General features: G+C 65.0%; 22 protein-coding genes. 11 read left to right on the forward strand and 11 right to left on the reverse strand.

The features are described from left to right. Together ACT4OC_RS16340 and ACT4OC_RS16345 are read right to left on the reverse strand one after the other, a co-directional pair. Window positions 1-910, reverse strand: a 910-nt coding sequence (locus ACT4OC_RS16340) for a Tm-1-like ATP-binding domain-containing protein (RefSeq protein ID WP_444840048.1), incomplete at its 3' end; no start/stop codon positions are given. After that, window positions 907-2,388, reverse strand: coding sequence for an aldehyde dehydrogenase (locus tag ACT4OC_RS16345; RefSeq protein WP_444840049.1), 1,482 nt, complete (start codon window positions 2,386-2,388; stop codon window positions 907-909). The genes ACT4OC_RS16340 and ACT4OC_RS16345, both read right to left, overlap by 4 nt. Window positions 2,389-2,534: 146 nt before the next feature. Between ACT4OC_RS16345 and ACT4OC_RS16350 the strand changes: the two genes are divergently transcribed. The 3 genes from ACT4OC_RS16350 to ACT4OC_RS16360 are packed head-to-tail and all read left to right on the forward strand — an operon-like array spanning window position 2,535 to window position 5,336. Then, on the forward strand, window positions 2,535-3,323 hold the full coding sequence (locus ACT4OC_RS16350) for an IclR family transcriptional regulator (protein WP_444840050.1): 789 nt from the start codon (window positions 2,535-2,537) through the stop codon (window positions 3,321-3,323). Further along, window positions 3,320-3,973: an HAD-IA family hydrolase gene (locus tag ACT4OC_RS16355; protein ID WP_444840051.1), complete on the forward strand. Its 654-nt coding sequence runs from the start codon at window positions 3,320-3,322 to the stop codon at window positions 3,971-3,973. Before ACT4OC_RS16350 ends, ACT4OC_RS16355 begins: the two co-directional genes overlap by 4 nt. Window positions 3,974-3,986: 13 nt before the next feature. Continuing rightward, entirely contained in the window at window positions 3,987-5,336 is a 1,350-nt protein-coding gene (locus ACT4OC_RS16360; RefSeq protein ID WP_444840052.1) for an aminotransferase class III-fold pyridoxal phosphate-dependent enzyme, read from the forward strand. 60 nt (window positions 5,337-5,396) lie between these two features. Here the strand turns inward: ACT4OC_RS16360 and ACT4OC_RS16365 are convergent, their stop codons facing one another. From ACT4OC_RS16365 to ACT4OC_RS16375, 3 genes are all read right to left on the reverse strand, one after another. Next, window positions 5,397-5,549 carry a hypothetical protein gene (locus tag ACT4OC_RS16365; protein WP_444840053.1) on the reverse strand — a complete coding sequence of 51 codons (153 nt, stop codon included), beginning with the start codon at window positions 5,547-5,549 and terminating at the stop codon, window positions 5,397-5,399. 206 nt (window positions 5,550-5,755) lie between these two features. After that, the gene (locus ACT4OC_RS16370) at window positions 5,756-6,922 is read right to left on the reverse strand and encodes a CmpA/NrtA family ABC transporter substrate-binding protein (RefSeq protein ID WP_444840054.1); all 1,167 of its coding nucleotides are present in this window, start codon (window positions 6,920-6,922) and stop codon (window positions 5,756-5,758) included. Further along, window positions 6,919-7,509 carry an ANTAR domain-containing response regulator gene (locus ACT4OC_RS16375; RefSeq protein ID WP_444840055.1) on the reverse strand — a complete coding sequence of 197 codons (591 nt, stop codon included), beginning with the start codon at window positions 7,507-7,509 and terminating at the stop codon, window positions 6,919-6,921. The genes ACT4OC_RS16370 and ACT4OC_RS16375 overlap by 4 nt, the downstream gene beginning before the upstream one ends. Before the next feature lie 117 nt (window positions 7,510-7,626). Between ACT4OC_RS16375 and rimO the strand changes: the two genes are divergently transcribed. The 3 genes from rimO to ACT4OC_RS16390 all read left to right on the forward strand — a co-directional run bounded on the left by rimO (window position 7,627) and on the right by ACT4OC_RS16390 (window position 10,675). Next, entirely contained in the window at window positions 7,627-8,952 is a 1,326-nt protein-coding gene (gene rimO / locus ACT4OC_RS16380) for a 30S ribosomal protein S12 methylthiotransferase RimO (protein ID WP_444840056.1), read from the forward strand. Between the two features lie 62 nt (window positions 8,953-9,014). Then, complete coding sequence (locus ACT4OC_RS16385; RefSeq protein WP_444840057.1) at window positions 9,015-9,197, forward strand: hypothetical protein; 183 nt, start codon at window positions 9,015-9,017, stop codon at window positions 9,195-9,197. A gap of 281 nt (window positions 9,198-9,478) precedes the next feature. After that, window positions 9,479-10,675, forward strand: a complete 1,197-nt coding sequence (locus tag ACT4OC_RS16390; protein ID WP_444840058.1) for an acetylornithine transaminase — start codon at window positions 9,479-9,481, stop codon at window positions 10,673-10,675. Window positions 10,676-10,772: 97 nt separating this feature from the next. On the opposite strand, the gene ACT4OC_RS16395 is transcribed toward ACT4OC_RS16390, so the two are convergent. The 3 genes from ACT4OC_RS16395 to pcsA all read right to left on the reverse strand — a co-directional run bounded on the left by ACT4OC_RS16395 (window position 10,773) and on the right by pcsA (window position 13,296). Then, window positions 10,773-11,747, reverse strand: coding sequence for a quinone oxidoreductase family protein (locus tag ACT4OC_RS16395; RefSeq protein ID WP_444840059.1), 975 nt, complete (start codon window positions 11,745-11,747; stop codon window positions 10,773-10,775). A gap of 92 nt (window positions 11,748-11,839) precedes the next feature. Further along, window positions 11,840-12,565 (reverse strand): TerC family protein, encoded by a 726-nt coding sequence (locus ACT4OC_RS16400; protein WP_444840060.1) that lies wholly within the window; start codon window positions 12,563-12,565, stop codon window positions 11,840-11,842. Next, window positions 12,562-13,296: a phosphatidylcholine synthase gene (gene pcsA / locus ACT4OC_RS16405; protein WP_444840061.1), complete on the reverse strand. Its 735-nt coding sequence runs from the start codon at window positions 13,294-13,296 to the stop codon at window positions 12,562-12,564. The genes ACT4OC_RS16400 and pcsA overlap by 4 nt, the downstream gene beginning before the upstream one ends. Before the next feature lie 136 nt (window positions 13,297-13,432). Between pcsA and ACT4OC_RS16410 the strand changes: the two genes are divergently transcribed. Then, a complete protein-coding gene (locus tag ACT4OC_RS16410; protein WP_444840062.1) occupies window positions 13,433-14,617 on the forward strand; it encodes a UbiH/UbiF family hydroxylase in 1,185 nt (394 codons plus the stop codon). A 1-nt stretch (window position 14,618) separates the two neighbouring features. Here the strand turns inward: ACT4OC_RS16410 and ACT4OC_RS16415 are convergent, their stop codons facing one another. Beyond that, window positions 14,619-15,572 carry an AEC family transporter gene (locus ACT4OC_RS16415; protein ID WP_444840063.1) on the reverse strand — a complete coding sequence of 318 codons (954 nt, stop codon included), beginning with the start codon at window positions 15,570-15,572 and terminating at the stop codon, window positions 14,619-14,621. Between the two features lie 121 nt (window positions 15,573-15,693). Here ACT4OC_RS16415 and hspQ point away from each other — a divergent pair, with 121 nt between their 5' ends. Then, entirely contained in the window at window positions 15,694-16,026 is a 333-nt protein-coding gene (hspQ, locus tag ACT4OC_RS16420) for a heat shock protein HspQ (RefSeq protein WP_444840064.1), read from the forward strand. 65 nt (window positions 16,027-16,091) lie between these two features. On the opposite strand, the gene ACT4OC_RS16425 is transcribed toward hspQ, so the two are convergent. Beyond that, window positions 16,092-16,901 (reverse strand): invasion associated locus B family protein, encoded by an 810-nt coding sequence (locus ACT4OC_RS16425; RefSeq protein ID WP_444840069.1) that lies wholly within the window; start codon window positions 16,899-16,901, stop codon window positions 16,092-16,094. A 228-nt stretch (window positions 16,902-17,129) separates the two neighbouring features. Between ACT4OC_RS16425 and ACT4OC_RS16430 the strand changes: the two genes are divergently transcribed. The 3 genes from ACT4OC_RS16430 to ACT4OC_RS16440 all read left to right on the forward strand — a co-directional run bounded on the left by ACT4OC_RS16430 (window position 17,130) and on the right by ACT4OC_RS16440 (window position 21,828). Continuing rightward, on the forward strand, window positions 17,130-18,989 hold the full coding sequence (locus ACT4OC_RS16430) for an extracellular solute-binding protein (protein WP_444840065.1): 1,860 nt from the start codon (window positions 17,130-17,132) through the stop codon (window positions 18,987-18,989). Beyond that, window positions 18,989-20,518: an AMP-binding protein gene (locus ACT4OC_RS16435; protein ID WP_444840066.1), complete on the forward strand. Its 1,530-nt coding sequence runs from the start codon at window positions 18,989-18,991 to the stop codon at window positions 20,516-20,518. Before ACT4OC_RS16430 ends, ACT4OC_RS16435 begins: the two co-directional genes overlap by 1 nt. A gap of 83 nt (window positions 20,519-20,601) precedes the next feature. Next, a complete protein-coding gene (locus ACT4OC_RS16440; protein WP_444840067.1) occupies window positions 20,602-21,828 on the forward strand; it encodes a GGDEF domain-containing protein in 1,227 nt (408 codons plus the stop codon). A 5-nt stretch (window positions 21,829-21,833) separates the two neighbouring features. Here ACT4OC_RS16440 and mfd read toward each other — a convergent pair. After that, window positions 21,834-24,457: transcription-repair coupling factor (gene mfd / locus ACT4OC_RS16445; protein ID WP_444840068.1), on the reverse strand; the 2,624-nt coding region annotated here is incomplete at its 5' end.

Consider the following 24,457-nt stretch of genomic DNA (forward strand, 5'->3'; position numbering starts at 1 on the left):
GGAATTGGCGGTCGGCAAATCGCGCCGGCAGTTCCTGCGATCCCACAAAGTCGATGAGGTCCATGCATCCGGGAGCCACGATCTGCGGAATGCCGCTGCGGCCGGCATTGAGCAACCTGTCGGGCCCCGAATGGACGGCCGAGCCGAACATCCAGTTGCCGAGCTCCTGCGGAGCGAAGTCCATCACGACGGCGAAACCGCCCTCGGAGGCGATGCGCTCGAAGGCCATGCCGCCCATGCCGGTCGCGTGAAAAATGGCAACTTCAAACCCCCTCGCCTCGAGTTCAGGTTTCAACCACTTCATGTAAGCCAGACAGGAGCTGCCGAAGCTGGTCATGCCGACGACCGGCCGATCGGACCGCGCCGGCTCGGCTGCGCGCGCCGCGCCGAGAACGGCGCCGGCGGCCTGGCTCAGCGACGATTTGCAGATGGCGTTGAGCCCGTAGAGACCGCCCGCCCAGAGGATCATCTGGATGTCGGCCGAAAGCCGGTCGGCGGGGATCAGCGGCGAGAAGGCCACCGTCGAGATGATGTATTTGGGCACGCCGATGGGAAGCGCGCGGGCGCAATCGAGCGCGAGGTCGGTGCCCATCGTGCCGCCCATGGCGATCATGCCGTCGATCTTGCCCTCGCGATGCAGCCGGGCGGTGAGCGTGGCTGCACCGCGCGCCATGATCTGCATGGCCGCGTTCTCGTCTCTGGCGGCGATGGTTGCCTCGATCGACGAGCCTGCGGCGTCGGCGACGTCGTGCTTGCTGATCGATACCGGCGCGGTCGGATCGCCGAGCACGCTGACGTCCATGGTCAGCGTCGCCCCGCCCTGCCGCTCGATGCAATCGCCGAGGAAACGCAGCTCATCCGACTTGGTGTCGAAAGTGCCGACGATGAGGATGGTCTTGCGGTCGCTCACAGCTGAATCCACGCCGTCTTGAGGTCGGAGTACTTGTCGAGCGCATGAAGCGACTTGTCGCGACCGAAGCCGGACTGCTTGAAGCCGCCCAGCGGCACCGTGATATCGGTGCCGCCGTAGGTGTTCACATGGACGACGCCGGCACGAACCGCCCTGATCATGCGATGGGCCCGTGACAGGTTCGACGTCCAGACTGCGGCGGCAAGGCCGTAATCCGTTGCATTGGCAAGACGGATCGCCTCGTCCTCGTCCCTGAACCGCGTCACGGCAAGGACGGGGCCGAAGACTTCCTCCTGGGCGAGCTGCATGCCCGGAGTGACCTCGTCGAAGATCGTGGGAGCCATATAGTAGCCGCCTGTGTCCTGCATGATCTGCCGGCCTCCCGTGACCAGCCGAGCACCATCGCGAATTGCGCCGTCGACAAAGCGCAGGTTCTTCGCCAGTTGGTCTTCGCCGCAGACGGCTCCGACATCGCTCTTGAGGTCGAGAGGGTCGCCGACGCGGAGTTTCGCGGTTGCCGTCGTCAGCCGGTCCATGAAACGGTCGTAGATCGAGGCTTCAACAAGCAGGCGCGAGCCCGCAACGCAGACCTGGCCTGAATTGCGGAAGATGCCCGACGCTGCGACGCTTGCCGCGCGATCGAGATCGGGAGCATCGGCGAAGACGATATTCGGCGACTTGCCACCCAGCTCGAGGTGCACCCGCTTCAGGTTCGACCGGGCCGACGCCTCCATGAGCCGGCGTCCAACCCCACCGGAACCGGTGAAGGCGATGCAGTCCACATCCATGTGCAAGGCAAGCGCCTCTCCAACCACGCGGCCGGTTCCGGTGACGACGTTGAGCGCGCCGTCGGGCAGACCGGCCGCGGCGGCAAGCTCCGCGAGTTTCAACAGCGAAAGCGAGGCGAATTCGGACGGCTTTACCACGACGCTGTTTCCTGCAGCGAGCGCGGGCGCCACCTTCCATGCGCCGATCATCAGTGGAAAGTTCCAGGGCACAATCACGCCGACAACGCCGAGCGGCTCATGGTGTACGAGTCCGAGGACGCCCGGTGGCGTGGGGGCTATCTCGCCATAGACCTTGTCGATGGCCTCGGCATAATAGCGGAACGTCTGCGCCGCGCTCAGCGGCTCGGCCTTGTAGGCCATGTTGATCTCGGTGCCGTTATTGCGAACGCCGAGCACTGCAAGCTCGAGCGCATGCTGCTCGATCAGGTCGGCCAATCTCAGCAAGCACTTCTTGCGATCCGCCGGGGCCGCGCGCGACCAAGAGCCGACCTCGAACCACGTCCGTGCGGCCGCCACGGCGATTTCCACTTCGCCTGCCGAACCATCGGCGATCGTGGTGAGCTCCGAGCCGTCGATTGGGCTTATCACGGCGAGCGGTTCCGTCTGCCCGGTGACCGGCCGCCCGGCGATCCAGTGCGCCTGTGCCGGCACCGGAATTTGGCGCAGTCGGTCGATGTCGGCCTGTTGCAATTCGCACCCTCCGCGGTATTCAGCCGCCTCGAACGATCGGTTCACTATTTGCACCGATATTGATAATAGATTGCAGCCGGCCTCCGGTTTTGTCAAACTGGTGTCAGCCGCCACTGACCGGCGGGGCACGTTTCGGATTCGATCGCATGCAGACCGTCGACAAGGCGATGAAGCTCCTCGGCTACTTCTCGGCCGCCGAACCCGAGATAGGTTTGAGCGAGCTCGCGCGGCTCGCATCGTTCGACAAGGCGGCGACGCGGCGCTTCCTCGTGGCGCTCGCCAGTCACGGCCTCATCGAGCAGGACGGCAATACGCGCAAATACCGGCTGGGGCCGGCGTTCCTGCGTCTGGCGCGGATCCGCGAGGCAACGCGTCCACTGGCGCGGACGGTGCAGCAAGCGCTCGACGGGCTTTCCGAGGTTACTGGCGAGACGGCACATGGCTCGATGCTCTCCGGCGAACAACTCTCGATCATCGGCGTCGCCGAGCCGCAACGTCCGACCCGGGTATCGGTCGATGCGTCGCAACCATTGCCACTGCACGCCACGGCTTCGGGTCTCGCCTGTCTTGCCTTCCTCGGCGAAGAGGCGGCGCGGCAGATCATCGGTACGGCACCACTGCGCAAGCATACGGACCATACCTGCGCCTCGAAGCGCGACCTGAAGGTGCTGCTCGGCGAAACGCGTGAGCGCGGCTACAGCATGGCCGTCCGCACCTTTGACGACGAGGTCATCAGCATCGCCGCGCCGATCTTCGACGCAACGGGGACCGCGATCGGCGCACTGTCGGTCGCCTCGATCGCATCACGTTTCAGTAAGGAATCCGAGCGCAACATCGCGCGCCATGTGCTGAAGGCGGCAGCCGGCGTCAGCGAGGCAACAGGCGGCACGATCCATCCGGCGATTGCCGCTGCCCTCGATCGGCTCCGCCCATGAGCGACACGGCCCGGGCTCTGGTGCTGGATTTCGGCGGCGTCGTCTCGCGAACGATTTTCGAAACGCAGCCGGACAACGAGCGGGCGCTCGGGCTTGCGCCGGGCACGCTGAACTGGCGTGGGCCCTTCGACCCGACAGGCGATGCCCTCTGGCGCGCGATGCAAGACGGCGAGATTTCCGAGCGCGACTATTACTACACGCGCGCGCAGGAGACCGGGCGACTGGTCGGCGAAGACTGGACCGGCCTGCCGCAGTTCCTGCAGCGAATCCGCGGGGCCGACCCGCAAACGGCAATCCGCCCCGAGGCGATTGCCGCGATCGCGGCCGTCAGGAATGCCGGCGCCAAACTCGCCATCCTGTCCAACGAGCTCGATCTGTTCTATGGCCCCGATTTCCGGGGCAAGCTGCCATTCCTCGCCGACATCGACCTGATCGTGGACGCGACCTACACCGGCATCCTCAAACCCGACCCGCGCGCATACGCCTTCGTCACGGACGGGTTGACACTCGCCGCACGCGACTGCGTCTTTGTCGATGACCAGATCAAGAACGTCCGCGGCGCCCAATCGGCGTGCTTCCACACCATCCACTTCGACGTCACGCGGCCGGCCGAGAGCTACCGGGCCGCGTTGAAACATTTCGGACTTTGAACGGAGCAGAACCATGCGCGATTCCAATTTCCTCGTCGAGAACAATGCCCGGCATGTCTGGCATCCGATGGCGCACCCCGGCGAGATGCGGGCACAGCCGCCGAAGATCGTGCACGAGGCCGAAGGCGTCGAGGTGATCGACGTGCACGGCCATCGCCTGCTCGACGCGGTCGGCGGCCTCTGGAATGTCAATCTCGGCTATTCCTGCGAGCCGGTGAAAAAGGCGATGCGGGACCAGCTCGACCGGCTGCCCTACTACTCGGCGTTTCGCGGCTCGACCACCTCGCCGCTGATCGAATTGTCCTTCGAGCTCGTCGAATGGTTCAAGCCGGACGGCATGGCGCGCGCGTTCCTGACGTCGGGCGGGTCGGATTCGGTGGAGACCTGCCTGCGCCTGGCGCGCCAGTACCACAAGCTGACCGGGCAGCCCGAGCGCACCAAATACATCGCGCTGAAAAAGGGCTACCACGGCACGCATTTCGGCGCGGCGTCCGTCAACGGCAACCAGAATTTTCGCCGGCAATATGAGCCGCTGCTGCCGGGATGCTTCCACATCCCCGCGCCCTGGACCTATCGCAATCCGTTCGGGACGGACGATGCCGCTCTCGTTGCGGAACGTTGCGCAGCCATGCTGGAGGACGAGATCGCCTTCCAGGGCGCCGACACCATCGCCGCCTTCATCATGGAGCCGGTGCTTGGTGCAGGCGGCGTGATCGTTCCGCATGAAAGCTTCATGGGACGCGTCCGCGAGATCTGCAGCCGGCACGGTATCCTCCTCATCGCCGACGAGGTGATCACCGGGTTCGGCCGTACCGGCGCCTGGACCGGCTCACGCCTTTGGGACGTCAAGCCGGACCTGATGTCGACGGCGAAGGCCGTCACAAACGGCTATTTCCCATTGGGCGCCGTCATGATCGGCGAGAAGCTGGTCGATGCGTTCGAGGCAGACAAAACCGGCAAGGCCTCGATCGGACACGGCTACACCTATTCAGGCCATCCCGTGGGCGCCGCCGCCGCGCTCGCGGCGCTGGCTGAGACCAGGCGGCTGGATGTCGCGAGCAATGCGACAGCACGCGGCGCCGAGCTGATGGCCGGCCTCGAGAAGCTCAAGGCCAGGCATTCGCTGGTGGGAGACGCGCGCGGGAAAGGATTGATGGCGGCGCTGGAGCTCGTGTCCGATCGCGCGCAGAAGACGCCGGCGTCCAAGGACGTTCTGCAACGCGTCTTCGAGACGAGCTATCAGCGCGGCGTGATGGTCCGCACATCGGGGAACATCGTCATTCTGTCCCCGCCCCTGATCATTACCTCGAGCGACGTCGCCCGGATCATTGGCGCGCTCGATGCCGCACTGGGATCGGTCTGAGCAGGCGTGGGGACTCGCTGCAATCACGGCCCGGCGGGATCGCCGGGGCTCATGCCGAAATCAGAACGGATGCACCGACAGCGTGCCGAACACGACGGCGGCGATAAGGGCGAGCGAGCTGTAGATGGCAACGGTATGGATCCGCCGCTCGGTCCTCGAGGACAGAGGGCGTGGATGAATGGAAAGGCGGGTATCCGCCGAAAGTTCGCGCAAGGTCGATCTCCAATACGGCTTTGCGTTACAAGAAAAGCTCGCAACCCGGCGGATGCAATAACCCCGCGAAAATAGCGATACGGTCGCTTTCGCCGGCCGCGATTGCAGCGAAACCTTCTCCAGCGTGATTTGGCGCGAGAATATATTTCGGGCCGATTGGGCCGGATTGGACCTAATCAGAAGGCCTGCGCCGGGAACCGGTCCGGTCAGGGCTTCCGGTGTTTGATGGTGAATGCGGCCAGATGGCCCGCGATGTCGTCCGGCTTGAACGGCGGGCCCGCAAAGGCCCCGATGGCTTGTGAGGCCTCAGGGGGGCTCCCCGTGCTCCCCATAGCTGCATCGTAGATATCCGGCCGGAACACGCCCATGGCAGTCTTCAGGGCTTCCGGGCTGTAAGGGGTCTGTCCCCAGCGCACCATCTGCGCGTACAGCCACGCCGCCTGGACGGGCTCCGGCCTTCCCGCGCTCTCCCTCCCTACCAGCAGATAGCGGCTGCTTTCACGCAGAGTGCCATCGGACGAGATCTTGAGCCGACCGTCGAGCGTGCGCTGGATGACCTCGGCGTCCACGCCCAAGCGGTCAGGCTGGGCGAGAGTTTTCGCGGCCTCGGCGCGATTCTCCGGCTGCTCGATGAACTCGGCCGCGCGCGAGGCCGCGCGGATCAGTGCGGCCAGCACGTCCGGGTTCTTCTCCGACCAGGTCTGGCGCACCGCGAGCACCTTCTCGACCGCCCGCACCAGGATGTCGGACACGAAATGCAGGATGTGGCCGACGCCGAGATCCACCGCCACCGAATTCCAGGGCGCGCCGACGCAGAACGCGTCGACCTGCCCGCTGGCGAGGCTGTCGACCATGTAGGGCGGCGGCAGCACCACCAGCCGCACGTCCTCGTCGGGATCGACGCCGCCGGCCGCCATCCAGAACCGCAGTTGATAATTGTGGGTAGAAAACGGAAAGGTCATGCCGAAGGTCAGCGGCTCGGCGCCGCTTTTCTTCCGCGCGGCAACGACGCGGGCAAGCGCGTTGGCGGTCGCCATCGGGTCAAAGCGGTCGCCATCGATCTCGGCCATGATCGCCGAATGCAGCGCCGGCGAAACCGTGATGGCGTTGCCGTTCAGGCCGAGATTGAAGGGCGCGGCGATCGGTACCTTGATGTGGCCAAGCCCGAGGCTGGAAGCGATCGCGACCGGCGCGAGCAGATGGGCGGCGTCGAACAGGCCGATATTGAGCTTGTCGCGGACGTTCGACCACGACACTTCCCGCACCAGGTCGACGTCGAGCCCCTCGGCCTTGGCAAAACCCTTGTCCACCGCGACGATCAGGGCCGCCGCGTCGACCAGCGGAATGAAGCCGATACGAAGGGGCGCGGTCATTTCAGCATCTCCGACGCGGTGATGATCGACTGGGCGATCTCGCTTATTTTCTTCTTCTCGCGCATCGCGGTCGAGCGCAGCAGTACATAGGCCTCTTCCTCGGTGAGGCCCTTCACCTTCATCAGGATGCCCTTGGCGCGGTCGATCACCTTGCGGTCTTCCAGCGCCGATTTGGTGCGGTCGAGTTCGTCCTGCAGCTTGGCAAAGGCGTTGAAGCGGGAAATGCAGAGGTCGAGGATCGGCTTGATCCGCTCCTTCTTCAGCCCGTCGACGATGTAGGCGGAAACGCCGGCCTCGACGGAAGCCTGGATCGAGGCGGCATCGCTCTGGTCGACGAACATGGCGATCGGCCGGCGCACCGCCCGGCTGACCTGGAACATCTGCTCCAGCACGTCACGGCTGGGGTTTTCGAGATCGATGAGGATGACGTCGGGGTCCAGCGCAAAAATCTGGGCCAAAAGGCTCTGCATTTCGCTGATATGCACGACGCCGGTAAATCCCGCCTCCCGCAACCCCTCTTCCAGGATCGCGGCACGGATCGGGCTCTCGTCGACAATGACGATCTTCGGAGACGATTCGGCGCTCATCGTTCACCCATAACCCGGTTGCGCATGCATACCCTACGCCGAACGCGACCGCAAAGCCTTGTAATTGCGACGGAATGGGACTAGCTCCACCCGGTCAATCAAGCAGATTTGGATAGTATGCAACAGGCTTCCGCGCCCAAAGTCAGCTTTGTTTCGCTTGGGTGCCCCAAGGCGCTGGTGGATTCCGAGCGGATCATCACCCGCCTGCGCGCGGAGGGCTATGAGCTCGCGCGCAAGCATGACGGCGCCGATCTCGTCATCGTCAATACCTGCGGCTTCCTGGACAGCGCCAAGAAGGAGTCGCTTTCCGCCATCGGCGAGGCCATGGCCGAGAACGGCAAGGTCATCGTCACCGGCTGCATGGGCGCCGAGCCCGAGCAGATCGAGGCGACCTATCCCGGCGTGCTCTCCATATCAGGGCCGCAGCAATATGAGAGCGTGCTGGAGGCCGTGCACCGCGCGGTGCCTCCGGCGCACAATCCGCACATCGACCTGGTGCCGCCGCAGGGTGTGAAACTGACGCCGCGGCACTACGCTTACTTGAAGATTTCCGAAGGCTGCAACAACCGCTGCAGCTTTTGCATCATCCCGAAACTGCGCGGCGACCTGGTGTCGCGGCCGGCCAACGACGTGTTGCGCGAGGCGGAACGGCTCGTGAAGGCCGGCGTCAAGGAGCTGTTGGTGATCTCGCAGGACACGTCAGCGTATGGCGTGGACATCAAATACGCCGCGAGCCCCTGGCAGGACCGCGAGGTACGCGCAAGATTCTTCGATCTGGCCAAGGAGCTCGGCGAACTCGGCGCCTGGGTGCGGCTGCAATATGTCTATCCCTACCCCCATGTCGACGAGGTCATTGGACTGATGACCGAGGGCAAGGTGCTGCCCTATCTCGACATCCCCTTCCAGCATGCCAGCCCGGAAGTGCTGAAGGCGATGAAACGCCCGGCGGCTCAGGAGAAGACGCTGGCGCGGATCAAGGCATGGCGCGAGGCCTGCCCCGAGCTGACGCTGCGCTCGACCTTCATCGTCGGTTTTCCCGGCGAGACCGATTCCGACTTCGCCTATCTGCTCGACTGGCTGGAAGAAGCCGAGATCGACCGTCTCGGCTGCTTCAAATACGAGCCCGTCGCAGGAGCCGCTTCCAACGCGATCGGCAATCCCGTGCCCGACGAGGTCAAGCAGGAGCGCTGGAACGCGCTGATGGCGCGCCAGCAGAAGATTTCCGCGCGCCGGCTGAAACGCAGGGTCGGCACACGGCAGCAGGTGATCGTCGACGAGGTCGGGCCGACGGTCGCAAAGGGTCGGTCAAAGGCCGACGCGCCGGAGATCGATGGCGCCGTTTACCTATCGAGCCGCCGGCCGCTGAAGGTCGGCGAGATCGTCACGGCGAAGATCGAGCGTGCCGACGAATACGACCTGCACGGCAGCGTGGCCGGATTCTGACAGGGGCGAGCAAGATGCCAAGGCCACTGCAAGTCAAGATATTCGCAGATAGCCGGGCGAAAGTGATCGAAGAGCAGATCAATGCCTGGTTGGCTTCACAGACGTCGGTGAGCATCATCAAGACGGAAACCGCAATCTCGGCAAGTGCTGGGACCGGCGATACAGGTGCCCCCTGGCTCGTCGTCACCATCTGGTACGAGCCGCCGGCATCGGATCGCGAACGCCCCGGCTTTCGAGTTGGCTGACATCAACGGCGAGACGCTGACTTGTATGTCCCAACACGGAGAGCGGGCCGCCTTGACACCGGCCGTCTTTCGGCTGTAAGAGCGCGCCCCATGACCTTGAACCGGACCATCCGCCGCGCCGCCGACCGCCGTCGTACCCACGACGATGCGGGCGCGCGCCATGTCCGACGACCACGCTGAACAGCTAGATCAGCCAGGTTTTCGAGAAGGCCGCACCCGCAAGGTGCGGCCTTCTTGCTTTTCGGCCTGCCCTTTCACCGCAAAACCAAGAGGAGATCGATGTGACCTACGCTACTCATTCGTTCGATGTACTGATGGACATCACCGCGCGTCCGCAGGTCGTGTTCGTCCGCGGCAAGGGCAGCTATCTCTGGGACGAGAGCGGCAAGCGCTATCTCGACTTCATGCAGGGCTGGGCGGTGAACTGTCTCGGCCATTCGCCTGACGTCATCGCCGACGCGCTGGCCGAGCAATCGGCGTCGCTGCTCACACCAAGCCCGGCCTTCTACAATGCGCCGAGCCTGAAGCTTGCCAAGGCGCTGGTCGAAAAGAGCTGTTTCGATCAGGTGTTCTTTGCGAATTCCGGCGCGGAGGCCAACGAAGGAGCGATCAAGCTCGCGCGAAAGTATGGCTCGCTGCACAAGGGTGGCGCGCACGAAATCATCACCTTCGAGGGCGGCTTCCACGGCAGGACGCTGGCGACCATGTCGGCCTCCGGCAAGAAGGCGTTCGAGCCGTTGTTCGAGCCGAAGGTTGCGGGCTTCCGCAAGGCGAAGCTGAACGATCTCGGTTCAGTGGAAGCGCTGATCACGCCTTCCACCGTTGCCGTGATGCTGGAGCCGATCCAGGGCGAAGCCGGCGTATGGCCCGCAGCGGATCGATTCCTGCGGGAGTTGCGCGCACTCACGAAATTTCATGGCCTGCTGCTGATCTTCGACGAGATCCAGACCGGCGTCGGCCGTACCGGAAAACTGTTCCACTACGAGCATGCGGGGATCGAGCCCGACATCATGACACTCGGCAAAGGTATCGGCGGCGGCGTACCGCTGGCGGCGCTGCTCGCAACCGAAGAGGCCTCCTGCTTCGAGCATGGCGACCAGGGCGGCACCTTCAACGGCAATCCGTTGATGTGCGCGGCCGGCCTTGCCGTGCTCGAAGAGGTCGGCAAGCCGGAATTCCTGAAGGCGGCGACCGACGCCGGCCAGTTCCTGGCGAGCGAGCTGCAAAAGCTTTCGGCGCGGCATGGTCTCGGCGAAGTGCGCGGCCGCGGGTTGCTGCTGGCACTGGACCTGAAGCTGCCGATCGGCGCCTCGATCGTGGCGCAGGCGCTCCAGCAAGGTCTGCTGCTCAACTCGCCGCAGCCCGATGCCCTGCGCTTCATGCCGGCACTGAACGTCACGCGGGAGGAGATCTCGGAAATGATCGACGTCCTCGACGCGATCCTGACCGAAGCCGGCGTGGCGCGGCGGGTGGCTTAACCGCCTGTCATTCCGGGGCGATGCGCAGCATCGAACCCGGAATCTCGAGGTTCCGGGTCTGCTGCTCGCGCACCATCCCGGAACGACGTGCCCAAAATCATGGCCTCAGGATCGCGGCACCGGTGGTCGCCCGGCTCTCGAGCTCGATGTGCGCCCGGGCGGCATCCTTCAGCGCATAGGCCTGATTGATCGGCACGTGCAGCTTGCCGTTGATGACGGCGGCGAACACGGTGTCGGCGCCTTCGAGCAACTCCTTGCGGGTGGCAACATAGTCGTTGAGTTTCGGCCGCGTCGCGAACAGCGATCCGTGGTTGTTGAGCTCGGCAATCGCGAACGGCGGCACCGGCCCTGAGGCGTTGCCGAAGCTGACGAACAGCCCGCGCCGTTTCAGGCACGACAGCGATCCCGGGAAGGTCGCCTTGCCGACACCGTCATAGACGACATCGCAGAGTTCGTTGCGGCTGATCTGCTTCACCCGCTCGACGAAGTCCTCTTCATTGTAGTTGATGACGTGGTCGCAGCCATTGCTGAGGGCCAGATCGGCTTTCGCCTTGGACCCGACGGTGCCGATGACATGGGCGCCGAGCGCCCTCGCCCACTGGCAGGCCAACAGGCCGATGCCGCCGGCCGCGGCGTGGATCAGCACGCGGTGACCTGGCTCGATCCTGAAGGTCTTGTGCAGGAGGTACCAGACCGTCAGCCCCTTGAGCATCAGCACGGCGCCCTGCTCGTAGGTGATGTGGTCGGGCAGCTTGACCAACTTGTCCCAGGGGATGGTGCGCTCGGAAGCATAGCCGCCGAAATTGAAATAATAGGCGACACGGTCGCCGGGATGGAAATGGGTTACGCCCGGCCCGACCGCGATCACCTCGCCGGCCGCCTCATTGCCGGCGATGAACGGCAGGCCCGGCGCCTTGTAGAGCCCAGTGCGGAAATAGACGTCGATGAAGTTGAGCCCGACGGCGTGCTGACGAATGCGAACTTCGCCCGGCCCCGGCGCCGGCACGTCCACGCTCTCGTAGGTCAGGACTTCCGGACCTCCCACCTTGTGCACGCGGACGGCCTTGGTCATGGCTGCTTCTCCCGTGGGTTCGCCAGATTCGAACCGAACGCCAGCGAGCGGGCCTTGTCAACCAACGCATTGGGGGAACGCGCCAAGCCCGCCTAATTCCTGATCTTTCGCCGGTTGCGCTTGGCGAGCACGTTGAAAAACTCGACGGCCGCCGAAAACGTGATGGCGAAGTAGATGTAGCCGCGCGGGATATGAAATTTGAATCCGTCCGCAACCAGCGCCACGCCGATAAGCACCAGGAATGCCAGCGCCAGCATCTTGGTCGTCGGATGCTCTGCAACGAAACGCGCCACGGGGCCGGAGGACACGTACATGATGACGCAGGCAATCACGACGGCGGCCACCATGATCTCGAGGTCCTGCGCCATGCCCACCGCGGTGATGATGGAATCCAGCGAGAACACCATGTCGACGACGATGATCTGCATGATCACCCAGAAGAACGCGCTGGCCGGCGACCTTTCCTGCCTGCCGTGTTGAAAGGCATCGATCTCGGCGTGGATCTCGTGGGTCGCCTTCGCGATCAGGAATAGCCCGCCGGCGATCAGGATGATGTCCCGCCAGGACAGCTCGATGTGCCTGACCTTGATGACCGGCTCAGTCAGCCCGATCAGCCAGACCAGCACGCTGAGCAGGACGATGCGAAACACCAGGGCCAGCAGCAGGCCGATCTGACGCGCGCGCGTCGCCTGCGGTTCCGGGGTGCGCGACACCAGCACCGAAATGAAGATGACGTTGTCGATGCCGAGGACGATTTCCAGCGCCGTCAAAGTCAGCAGCGCCGCCCAGGCTTCCGGGCTGGTCAGAAGTTCGATCATGCCTTCAGCGATTTGATGAAGCGAATAGCGGCGTTGCTGCCGAGGACGTAGGCGCCGATGGCGCAGAGCCCGACGGTGATCGGCAAACCGACGTTGAAGTCGTAAACGAGCGTGATTGCCGCAAGCACCGCCCATGCAGCCAGCAGCCACAATGTCAGCCAGCGCAGGCGAACCACCCGGAAGGGATGCAGCACATGGATCGGCACGAAGGTCAGCACGATCAGAATGGCAACAGCGACAGTCGAGGCTATCTTCGGCATGTGCAGGAGAAACAGATAGAACGCCACCGCGTTCCAAAGTGCCGGGAAGCCGCGAAAATGGTTATCGGCGGCCTTCATGCGACGGTCGGCGAAATAGAGCGCGCCGGAGACGACGATGCCGATACCCAGGATCGGGGCGGCAACCGGCAGCAGCAGGCCGCTTGCGGTGATCGCATAGGCCGGCACGAACACATAGGTCAGGAAGTCGACCACGAGATCGAGAACGTCGCCCGACCAATTGGGCTGCAGCCGCACCACGTCGAGCCGCCGCGCCAGCGGGCCATCGACGGCGTCGATGACCAGGGCAACGCCAAGCCAGGCGAACATGTTGGTCCAATGCTCGCGCACCGCTTCGAGCATCGCAATCAGCGCGATCCCGGCTCCAAGCGCCGTGAGGATGTGCACGGAAAACGCCGCCGCGCGCATGCGCAACGAGGATTGTGACATAGCGGGCGGGCTGGGCTGGTCCATCTGTCGGGCAGTGCTATCAGGAATCGCAGGATTTTGCACACCAGCGATTGCGGCGTTCGGCCGCGTGAGCCTGGGGAGCCCTTCAAATCGATGCAAGCCTTGAAATTACCGCCGTGAGCGGCCAATTGTTCCGATCATGAATGATGGTTCTGTGACGTTCGACGCCGTCGTCGTCGGGGGCGGGCCCGCCGGCCTCACCGCTGCAATTGCGCTCGCGGATGGCGGCGCCCGGACCGCCCTGCTCGCCCGCCGCGTCCCCTATTCCGACAACCGCACCACGGCCCTGCTTGGCGCCTCCGTGGACCTGCTCGAGCGGCTCGACGTCTGGCGGCGTTGCCAGGACAGTGCGGCGCCGCTCAAGGTGATGCGGCTCGTCGATGACACCGGCCGCCTGATCCGTGCGCCCGAGGTTCGCTTCCAGTGCGACGAAATCGGCATCGAGCAATTCGGCTATAACATCGACAATCGCACGCTGGTCGCCGCGCTGGAAGCGCGGGCCGCGGAGCTTGCGGATCTGACGCGCGTGGACGATGAGGCGACGACGGTGGTGCCTGAAGAAAGCGTCGTCGCCATCGTCACACGCCGGGACACGACGCTCGGCGGCCGGCTGGTGGTCGGCTCCGACGGAAGGCAGTCATTGTGCCGTGACGCCGCAGGCATCGAGGTGCGGCGGCGCGACCTCAACCAGGCGGCGCTGACATTCAATATCGGCCATTCGAGGCCGCACGGGAACGTCTCCACCGAATTCCACACGCCGCAGGGCCCTTGTGTGCTCGTGCCCCTGCCGGGCAGCCGCAGCAGCGTGGTGTGGGTCGCCTCGCCGAACGAGGCCGAGCGGCTGATGGCGCTGAGCGACGAGCAATTGTCCGAGGCGATCGAAAAGCAGTCCCACTCCATCCTCGGCCGCACCACGGTCGAGCCGGGTCGTCACAAATTCCCGCTCGCCATCGAGCGTCCCTTGCAGATCGCCAAAAATCGCATCGCGCTGGTCGGCGAATCCGCCCATGTCGTGCCGCCTATAGGCGCCCAAGGCCTCAACATGGGTCTGCGCGATGCCGCCGACCTTGCCGATATCGTGCGCGACGCGCTCAGCCTCGGCGAGGATCCGGGCTCGCCGCAGGTGCTGTCGCGGTACGCCGCGGCCAGGCGTAGCGATGTCGCCAGCCGCACTTTTGCGATCGACCTCGCCAATCGCTCGCTGCTGTCCGACCTGCTGCCGGTGCAAACGGCGCGCGCGGCCGGCCTGCACCTGCTCGGCGCGATCGGTCCGCTGCGGCGGCTTGCCATGCGCGAAGGGCTGGCGCCGTCCTGGCGACTCTAGACTAGGGAAACGCCAACCGTCCCGTCTGGATGCCCCACATCACGCTGGTCAGCGTGACGACGGAGGCAAACGTGCCGATCAGCACGGCGACCGAAGCCGGCTCGATCCAGGTGTCGTTCTGACGGGCCATCACGAACACGTTGAGCGCCGGGGGCAGTGCCGCCATCAGGAGCGCGGTCGCCGCCCAGGGCTGCGCGAACGGACCGAAGGCCAGCATCAATGCGAACACGAGCAGCGGGTGTATCAGCAGCTTCGCCGCGATCACGCCAGGCACCTCCCATGGCACGCGCTCGAACGAGCGCAACGCCACGGTCACGCCGAGCACGAACAGCGCCGTCGGCGCGGCGGCATTTTGCAGGAACTGCAGCGTATTGTTGAGCGCGACCGGAAATTCGACGCGCAGCGCCGCGCACAGCGCGCCCAGACATGCCGACATGATCAGCGGGTTCAGCACGATCTGCTTCACCACCACGCCCAGCGCATGCAGCAGCGAAGGATGTTCGCGATCGGTGACCTCGATCAGCAGCGGCACGACCGAGAACAGAAAGATGCTGTCGCAGCAGAAGATCAGCGCGGTCGGCGCCGCCGCGCTGTCGCCGAGGACGGCCAGTGCCAGTCCGGGACCCATATAACCGATATTGCCGTAGGCGCCGGCAAGGCCCGCAATCGTCGCCTCGCGCAGCGTCAATTTGCCGATCAGCTTGCCGACGATCATGGCCAGCGCAAACACGATCATCGTGCCGAGCGTTGTCGCAATCAGGAACGGCGGATTGTTGAGCTCGGCGAACGGCGTTCGCGACATGATGCCGAACAACAGCGCCGGCAGGGACACGTAAAGCAGGAAAAAGTTCATCCAGGCGAGCCCGGACTCCGGCAGCGCCTTGGCCTTTCCGCAGACGAAACCGACGAAGATCAAGCCGAAATAGGGTATCGCCAGATTGATTATATCGAGCATGCGGAAACGCGGTTTCTTCAGTGTTTTCCGGAATGTGGCGGCGACTCCTGCCACGGCGAAGAAAGTTAATTCGTCCACATGCCCCTAGCATCAGCCACAATCATGGTCTATCGACGGAGCCATGATTAAAGCGCGTACCGCCAAATTCCAGATCGGGCAGATCGTCCGCCACCGGGTGTTCTCCTTCCGGGGCGTGGTTTTCGACATCGATCCCGAATTCAACAACACCGAGGAGTGGTGGCTGTCGATTCCGGAAGAGGTTCGGCCGAACAAGGATCAACCATTCTACCATTTGCTCGCGGAAAATTCCGAGACCGAGTACGTCGCCTACGTCTCCGAACAGAACCTGCTGCCTGATGAATCCGGCGAGCCGATCCGTCATTCGCAGGTTGCCGAGATCTTCGTCAAGGACAAGTCCGGCGCCTATCGTCCGCGCAATCCTTCGTTGAACTAGGACCGACGTTCCGAAACAGAAAAGGCGCCCGGGCGGGCGCCTTTTCGTTTGGCTGTGTGCCGTGGCTACTTTGCCGCCGGATTGGCCGGCGCGCCGGGAGGCTGGCTCTGCTCGAGCTTCTTGCGCGCTTCCTCCGCGCGCTTCTGCAGCTGTTCCTGCAACTTCTTCTGGTTCTCCTCGAACACCTTCGGATCGGTCGGCGGGCCATCGTACGCCTTGGTGAATTCGCCGGCGAGCGGGAGTGGCAGGGTCAACGGAGCACCGTTGGAGTTGATCGCCTGAACTACGAGGCTCTGGCCCTTCTTCAGGGCCGCGATGACTTCAGGGGTCGCCTCATAGTCGGACATGCAGCCGTTCTGGAAGCAGATCACGTAGGGCGACTGCTGCGGCTGGTTGCTGTCGATGATGATGCGGGTGCCGTGCTGGAGCTGCATGCCGAGCGGCAGCGTCACACGAAGGATCTTCTTCGGCTCGCCTTCCGGCTCGATGATGACGGCGGCGATCACGGGCTGGCCGGACTCGATGCGGCCGTCCTTGCCGGTGAAGCAGACCTGTTTGGCGCCAGCCTCCTGACCCTTGAGGCAGAACTTGGTCCAAGGCGCGTAGATGAGCTGTATCTGCTGTTCCGGAGGCTGCTGCGCGGGGGCCTGGGCGGCGGGCTGGCCACCTGCCGGGGGCTGCTGGGCCGCCGGACCTTTCGGAGCTGCCTTGGGAGGAGCCTTCGGCGCGGCCTTGGGGGCGGCAGGTGCACCGGGGGCCGGCGCCTGGGCCGAGGCCGGGGAAGCCATCAGAGAGGCCGAAAGCGCGGTCGCCGCCAACAGGGCCAATATCTGCCCATGCGGCCGGACCGAGGCGGCCAAGATACGGAAATTCATTGCGGAAAACCCTTTCTGAAGCCAGGCGCCCGAACCGCTGCGGGCACCAAATCCCTGCGCCGTTTTGGGCGGCTGTCTCTTAGCAAATTGAGGCGGTTGCGTGACAGGTTCCACCACCTCGATCAATTGCCCGCCTTCAATACAGCGGCGGGCGAAAAGATCAATGCCGACAAGCGTCTTGGGTCGATCCCGCGGCCATCCGCGCTGGCCTATGGTAAAGCTTCGCCGGTGAGAATTTTCGAATCAGATCGGTGCAGGAAAGCACGCCTGCGGCGCGCCTGTGGCTACGTTGCGGGCCTGGCTCTGCTGGCGGCCGCCGCCGTTCCGGGACGGCTGGCGGCGGCGGAGAGCTACGCCATCGCCATGCATGGCACGCCAAAGCTGCCGGTCGATTTCGTCCACATGCCCTACGTCAATCCCGCGGCGCCCAAGGGCGGACGGGTCGTCTGGGGCCTGTCCGGAACGTTCGACAGCCTCAACCCGCTGATCGTGCGCGGCCTCGCCGTGCAGCAGATGCGCGGCTACGTGATCGAAAGCCTGATGGCGCGCGGCAACGATGAGGCCTTCACGCTGTACGGCCTGCTGGCGAAGACGGTCGAGACCGACGATGCCAGGACCTACGTCACCTTCCGCCTCGATCCCCGCGCCCGCTTTTCCGACGGCAAGCCGGTCACCGCCGAGGACGTGCTGTTCTCCTGGGCACTGCTGCGCGACAGGGGCCGGCCGAACCATCGCCAGTACTACGCCAAGGTGGCCAAGGCAGAGGCGCTGGGTCCACTCACGGTGAAGTTCGACCTTGCCGGGGCCAACGACCGCGAACTGCCGCTCATCCTCGGGCTGATGCCGGTGCTGCCGCGTCACGCCGTCGATCCCGCGACATTCGAGGAAACCACCATGACCGCCCCGATCGGCTCCGGTCCGTATCGTGTCACCGCGGTGCGCCCGGGGGCCAGCGTCACGCTGACCCGGAATCCTGACTATTGGGGCCGCGAGGTGCCGGCCAATCGCGGCTTGTGGAATTTCGACGAGGTGAGGTTCGACTTCTTTCGCGAGGCCAACAGTCAGTTCGAGGCGTTCAAGCGCGGTCTTTACGACTTCCGCGTCGAGCATGAGCCGCTGCGCTGGCACGATGGATACGACTTTCCAGCTGCCCGCAATGGCGAGCTGATCCGCGACACCATCAAGCCCGGCGTTCCGCAGCCATCGGAATTCCTGGTGTTCAACACGCGACGGCAGATGTTCTCCGACATCCGCGTGCGCCGCGCGCTCACGCTGCTGTTCGATTTCGAGTGGATCAACAAGAGCTACTTCTTCGGACTGTACCGCCGGACCGCGGGCTTTTTCGCAGGCTCGGAGCTCTCCGCCTATGAGCGCGGCGCCGACGATCGCGAACGCGAATTGCTGAAGCCCTACGCACGGGCCGTCGCTGCCGAGATTCTCGACGGCAGCTATCGCCTGCCGATCGCCGACGGATCGGGACGCGATCGCGCGAGCCTGCGTGCAGCGCTGTCGCTGTTGTCGGAAGCCGGCTACGACCTCGACGGTGCGGTGCTTCGCCAGCGCAGCACCAAGGCGCCCCTCGCCTTCGAGATCCTCGTGACCACGCGCGACCAGGAGCGCATTGCGCTCGCCTATCAGCGCGACCTCAAGCGCGCCGGCATCGAGGCGAGCATCCGCGCCGTCGATCCCGTGCAGTTCGACCAGCGCCGGCTCGGCTACGAGTTCGACATGATCCAGAACCGCTGGGACCAGTCGCTCTCGCCCGGCAACGAGCAGTCGTTCTACTGGGGCACCGAGGCCGCCGACATACCCGGCACGCGCAATTACATGGGCGCCAAAGAGCCGGCGGTCGATGCGATGATCGCGGCGATCCTGGAGGCTCGGGAGCGGCCGGCCTTCGTCTCGGCGGTAAGGGCACTCGACCGCGTACTGATGTCCGGCTTCTACGCTATCCCCGTCTTTAGCGTGCCGGAACAATGGATCGCCCGCTGGAATCGGATAGAACGGCCTTCGGCTACCGCGTTGACCGGCTATTTGCCGGAAACCTGGTGGCAAAAGGCGGATGAACCGAAAACCGGTCAGAAGTGATGCTCGATTCGATGCAGCCGAAATCCGTGACCCATGCCAACGCCTCACCGACGCTGGATGTGCTCTTTAAGCGCATTTTGGCACGCCAGCCGGACGCGGTGGCCCTGATCGACCCGCTCGACAAGCAGCGCATCACCGGCCAGCCGCCGAAGCGCCTTACCTTCGCACAGGCCAATCGCGCGATTTCGGCGCTGGCTGCGCATTTCATCGAATCCGGCTTGCCGGCCAATTCGGTCATTGCCCTGCAATTGCCGAACACGATCGAATTCGCCCTGACGGCCCTGGCCGCCCACCGTGCGGGCCTCGTCGTCGCAGCCCTGCCGCTGCTCTGGCGCCAGGCGGAATTGACCGTTGCGCTCAACCGCACCGGCGCGCGCGCCGTGGTCACCGCGAGCAGGATCGACGGCGTTTCGCACGCGGACATCGCCATGAACGCCGCGGCGGAATGCTTCTCGATCCGTCATGTCTGCGGCTTCGGCGATGATCTTCCGGAAGGCATGGCCTCGCTCGACCGGGCGATTGCGCTGGAATCGCAAACCACGCGCACGGTGATCCAGGACGGCCGCAAGGCCGCGCTGGTTTCATTCGACGTGACATCCGACGGATTTCGCGCGGTGCCGCGCACCCACCTCAGCGTCATCGCCGGCGGCCTTGCGCTCTCGCTCGAAAGCGACGTGCCGCAGGGCGCCACCATCATGTCGGCGTACACGCCCTGCTCTTTTGCCGGCGTCGCTTCGTCGCTGGCGATGTGGCTTCTGACCGGCGGAGCGCTGGCGCTGCACCATCCCTTCGACAGCGAGGTGCTGGAGCGGCAGGTCAATGAGGTTTCCTGCGACACGCTGGTGGCGCCGGCGCTGCTTGCGTTGCGGCTCGACGAAATGGACCTGTCGGCGCGGATGCCGGGCCTGCGCAATGTGATCGCACTCTGGCGCTCGCCGGAGCAGGTTGCGTCCAGCACGTCGTGGAGTGCGCGGACGGCCAGCCTGACCGATGTGTACCTGTTCGGCGAAGCCGGCATGTTCGGCGCCCGCCGGGCCACGGATGGGGCTCCCGCCGCGATCAAGCCCGGACCGCACGGCGCGCCGCGGGAATTGCCGGGCTCGTCGATATCAGGGGAAATCCTGCTCACCCCGCGCGGGACGCTGGGCCTGCGCGGGCCGATGGTATCGATCGCGGCCTATGCCCCACCGCCTCCGCCGAGCGACTCCCTGATATCGGCGCCACCGCGCGATTACGTGGATACCGAGTATGCGGCGCGCCTCGACCGCGCTACAGGGGGGATCAGCATCACCGCGCCGCCGTCGGGCATCATGGCGGTCGGCGGCTATCGCTTCCTCGCACAGGACTTGCAGGAATGGGCCAAGCGCCTCGGCCAGGGCGCCCTGCTCACAGCGCTGCCCGACCGCATGAGCGGATATCGGCTGGCTGGCCGTGCCCCGGACAATTCGCGAGCTCGCGAAGCGCTTTCAGGGCTTGGCCTTAACCCATTGATGGTGGAGGCTTTTCGCGACCGTTCCAGCGCCGCATGAAGGAATTCATCGAGGTTCTGTTGACCTCGCATTAAGTGGACAAATCTACCATCGCGACCTCAGTTCAGAGGTGCGCGTTTTCGATGTCTCAACAAGGCCCGATCCTCATCGTCTCGGCAGGCGCAAGGCCGTCATTCGCATCGGCGCTGGACGAGACGAAACTGTTTCCCGTCGTCGATGCCGATTGGGCAGAGGCTGCGCGCGCTGTAGAGCAGGTACGCCCAGGCGCGGTTCTCGTGGCTTCGTCCGGGATGATCAATCCCGCGCTTGAATCGCTGGCCAAGCAGATCGCCGTTCGCGAACCCTATACGCCGATGATCGCTATCGATGCCGACAGGCGCTTGCCCGACAACGCCATTCCGTTCGCGTACAGCGGCGATCATCCCGAACGCCTGCTGGCGCGCATCAGCTCGGTGCTCCGCGTGCGCTCGCTGCACACGACCGTGATGCGCCGGCTCGATCCGCCGCGGCGCGTGGCGATCTCCGACATCGATCCCGCGCGCGACGCGACGGTGCTCCTGATCGGGCGCGGCGGGACCTATCCTGCGCTTTCGGTAGCGCTCGGCGAGCGCATCGGCGTGGTCGGCGCCCTCAGCATCGAGGCTGCTGCAAGACATCTCAATGCCCGGGACATCGACGGCATTGTGCTGGCCGATGGATTCACGCCCCGCGTGGTCGACGCTTTCCTCACCGTGCTCGCCGAGGATGCCCGCTTCCGCAACCTGCCCGTGATCGTGACATCGGCAGCCCCGCGGGCAACCTACGAACTGGCCAACCTGGAAATCGTGGACAGCGACCCCGTCCGCGTCGCCGCCTCAGTGTTGCCGATGGCGCGCCAGCATGCCTTCGAGGTGCATCTCAGCCGGACGCTGCGCTCGATCGACGCCAACGGGCTGATCGATGCGCGCACCGGTCTGTTGACCCGCGCCGCCTTCGAGCGCGATTTTGCAACCGCCGTCTATCAGGGCCAGTCGTGCGGCGGGGGCCTGTCCGTGGCGCGCTTCGCCTTCGATCCCTTGCATCCCCGTGCGCAGCTCGACGGCTCACGGATCATCAGCCGGCTGATGCGCCAGAGCGATTTCGGCGTGGCGGAGGGGGATGCGTCCGTCCTGGTAGTCTTCGCGGAGACCGATCTGCGCAATGCGCATATGATCGCGCGGCGGCTCTCGGCCGTGATGCGCCACACCAGTCACGGCAAGCGCAACGCCGATGCGGAGCCGGTCGTGTCGGCCGCAACGCTGCTGCCGAACGATACGGCAAAGTCGCTGCTGGCGCGGCTTGCCGGCGACGCGCACCGCGCGGCTTCCTGATAGCCTCAAGCCGCCTTCTTGCTTTCGGCGAGACTGGCGAGCTGGCGCAGGATTTCCGTGGTGCCGGCGAGCCGTTCCTCCGGCGTCTCCCAGTCCTGGAAGAACACCACCTTCATGTCCGGCCGTACTTTCGCAGCCTGGCCGTGCTGGCGGATGAAGGCGACCAGCCGGTCCGGCTGGGCAAAGCTGTTGTCGCGGAAGGACAGCACCGCGCCCTTCGGGCCGGCGTCAACCTTCTCGACGTTTGCACGCCGGCAATAGGCCTTGATAGCGCCGACCTTGAAGAGATAGCGCACCTCGTCGGGCAGCAGGCCGAAGCGGTCGCGCATCTCCGCGGCGAAATTGTCGATCTCCGCGTCGGTGTCGAGATCGGCCAGCCGCCGGTACAGCGACAGCCGCACCGCCAGGTCGCTGACGTAATCTTCCGGGATCAGCACGGGCATGCCGATCGTGATCTGCGGCGACCAGCGGTCGGCGGCCGGCTCGGCGACGCCGGCCTTGAGGTTGACGATCGCCTCTTCCAGCATCGATTGATAGAGCTCGAAGCCGACCTCCTTGATGTGGCCGTGCTGCTCCTCGCCGAGCAGGTTGCCGGCACCGCGGATGTCGAGGTCGTGGGAAGCGAGCTGGAAGCCGGCGCCGAGGTTCTCCAGCGACTGCAGCACCTTCAGCCGCCGCTCGGCCTGCGCGGTGATCTTCTGCTGCGCCGGCAGCGTGAACAGCGCATAGGCGCGCAGCTTCGAGCGCCCCACCCGGCCGCGCAGCTGATAGAGCTGGGCAAGGCCGAACATGTCGGCGCGGTGCACGATCAGGGTGTTGGCGTTGGGAATGTCGAGGCCGGACTCGATGATCGTGGTCGACAGCAGGATGTCGTACTTGCCGTCGTAGAATGCCGACATGATGTCCTCGATCGCGGTCGCGCCCATCTGGCCGTGGGCAACGGCGACCTTCATCTCCGGTACGTTCTTGTCGAGGAAATCCTTGACGCCGGCGAGATCCTCGATCCGCGGCACCACATAAAACGCCTGCCCGCCACGATAACGCTCGCGCAGCAGCGCCTCGCGGATCATCAGGGGATCGTGCGGGGCGACGAAGGTGCGCACGGCGAGTCGATCCACCGGCGGCGAAGCGATGATCGAGAGCTCGCGTACGCCGGTCAGTGCCAGCTGCAGCGTGCGCGGGATCGGCGTGGCCGACAGCGTCAGCACGTGCACCTGCGCGCGGAGCTGTTTCAGCCGTTCCTTGTGGCCGACGCCAAAATGCTGCTCCTCGTCGATGATGAGCAGGCCCAGGTCGCGGAATTTGATGGACTTGCCGAGCAGCGCGTGGGTGCCGACGACGACGTCGATCCCGCCTTCTGCGAGATCCTTCTTGACCTGGTTGAGCTCCTTGGCCGGGATCAGCCGCGAGGCCTGCGCGACGTTGACCGGAAAACCGCGGAAGCGATCGGCGAAGGTCTTGCTGTGCTGGCGCGCCAACAGCGTCGTCGGCACGACGATGGCCACCTGCTTGCCGTCGAGCGCCGTGGCAAAAGCCGCGCGCAGCGCCACCTCGGTCTTGCCGAAGCCGACGTCGCCGCAGATCAGGCGATCCATCGGGCGGCCGATTTCCAGGTCCTTGAGCGTGGCGTTGATGGCGTTGAGCTGATCTTCGGTTTCCTCATAGGGGAAACGGGCGCAGAACTCGTCATAGACATGCGGCTGCACCGGGAATTTCGGCGCTTCGTGCAGCATGCGCTCGGCCGCGATCTTGATCAGCTCGCCCGCGATCTCGCGGATGCGATTCTTCAGCTTGGCCTTGCGCGCCTGCCAGCCGCTGCCGCCGAGCCGGTCGAGCTCGACCTTGGTCTCGTCGGACCCATAGCGCGACAACAGCTCGATGTTCTCGACCGGCAGGAACAGCTTGGTCTCGTTGGCATAGTGCAGCTCGAGGCAGTCATGCGGCGCGCCCGCGACCTCCAGCGTCTGCAGGCCGACGAAGCGGCCGATGCCGTGATCGACGTGCACCACGATATCGCCGGCGGAAAGGCTCGTGACCTCCGAGATGAAATTGTCGAGCTTGCGGCTCGCCTTGCGTGGGCGCACCAGGCGGTCGCCCAGGATGTCCTGCTCGCTGATGACGGCGACGTCGTCGGTCTCGAAGCCGGATTCCATGCCGAGCACGGCGAGCATGGTTTCGTTGCGCGGCGTTGCCTGCACGGTGCGCCAGGTGTTGACGCTGGTGATGCTGGCGAGCTTGTGGTCGGCCAGCATGCTCGCCATGCGGTCGCGCGAGCCCTCGCTCCACAGCGTGACCACGACCTTTTTGCGCTGCGCCTGCAGGGCGCGGACATGGGCGACGACGGCCTCGAACACGTTGACCGTAGCGTCCGCCCGCTCCGGCGTGAAATTGCGGCCTTGCCGGGCGCCGGCATCGATCACATCAGCGGTGCCTTCGGGCATCGCAAACGGCGTCAGCCGCGCCAGCGCCGCTTCACCGAGGCGCTGCTTCCATTCGTCCTCGCTCAGGTACAGCCGGTCCGGCGGCAGCGGCTTGTAGATCGCCCCGCCGCCCGGATGCTCCATCGCCTCGCGGCGGGCCTCGTAGTAATCGAGGATCTGCTGGAAGCGCTCGCGCGCGGCGTCCTCGC

Source organism: Bradyrhizobium sp. (genome assembly GCF_052389815.1).
In the GTDB taxonomy this organism is placed as follows: Bacteria; Pseudomonadota; Alphaproteobacteria; order Rhizobiales; family Xanthobacteraceae; genus Bradyrhizobium.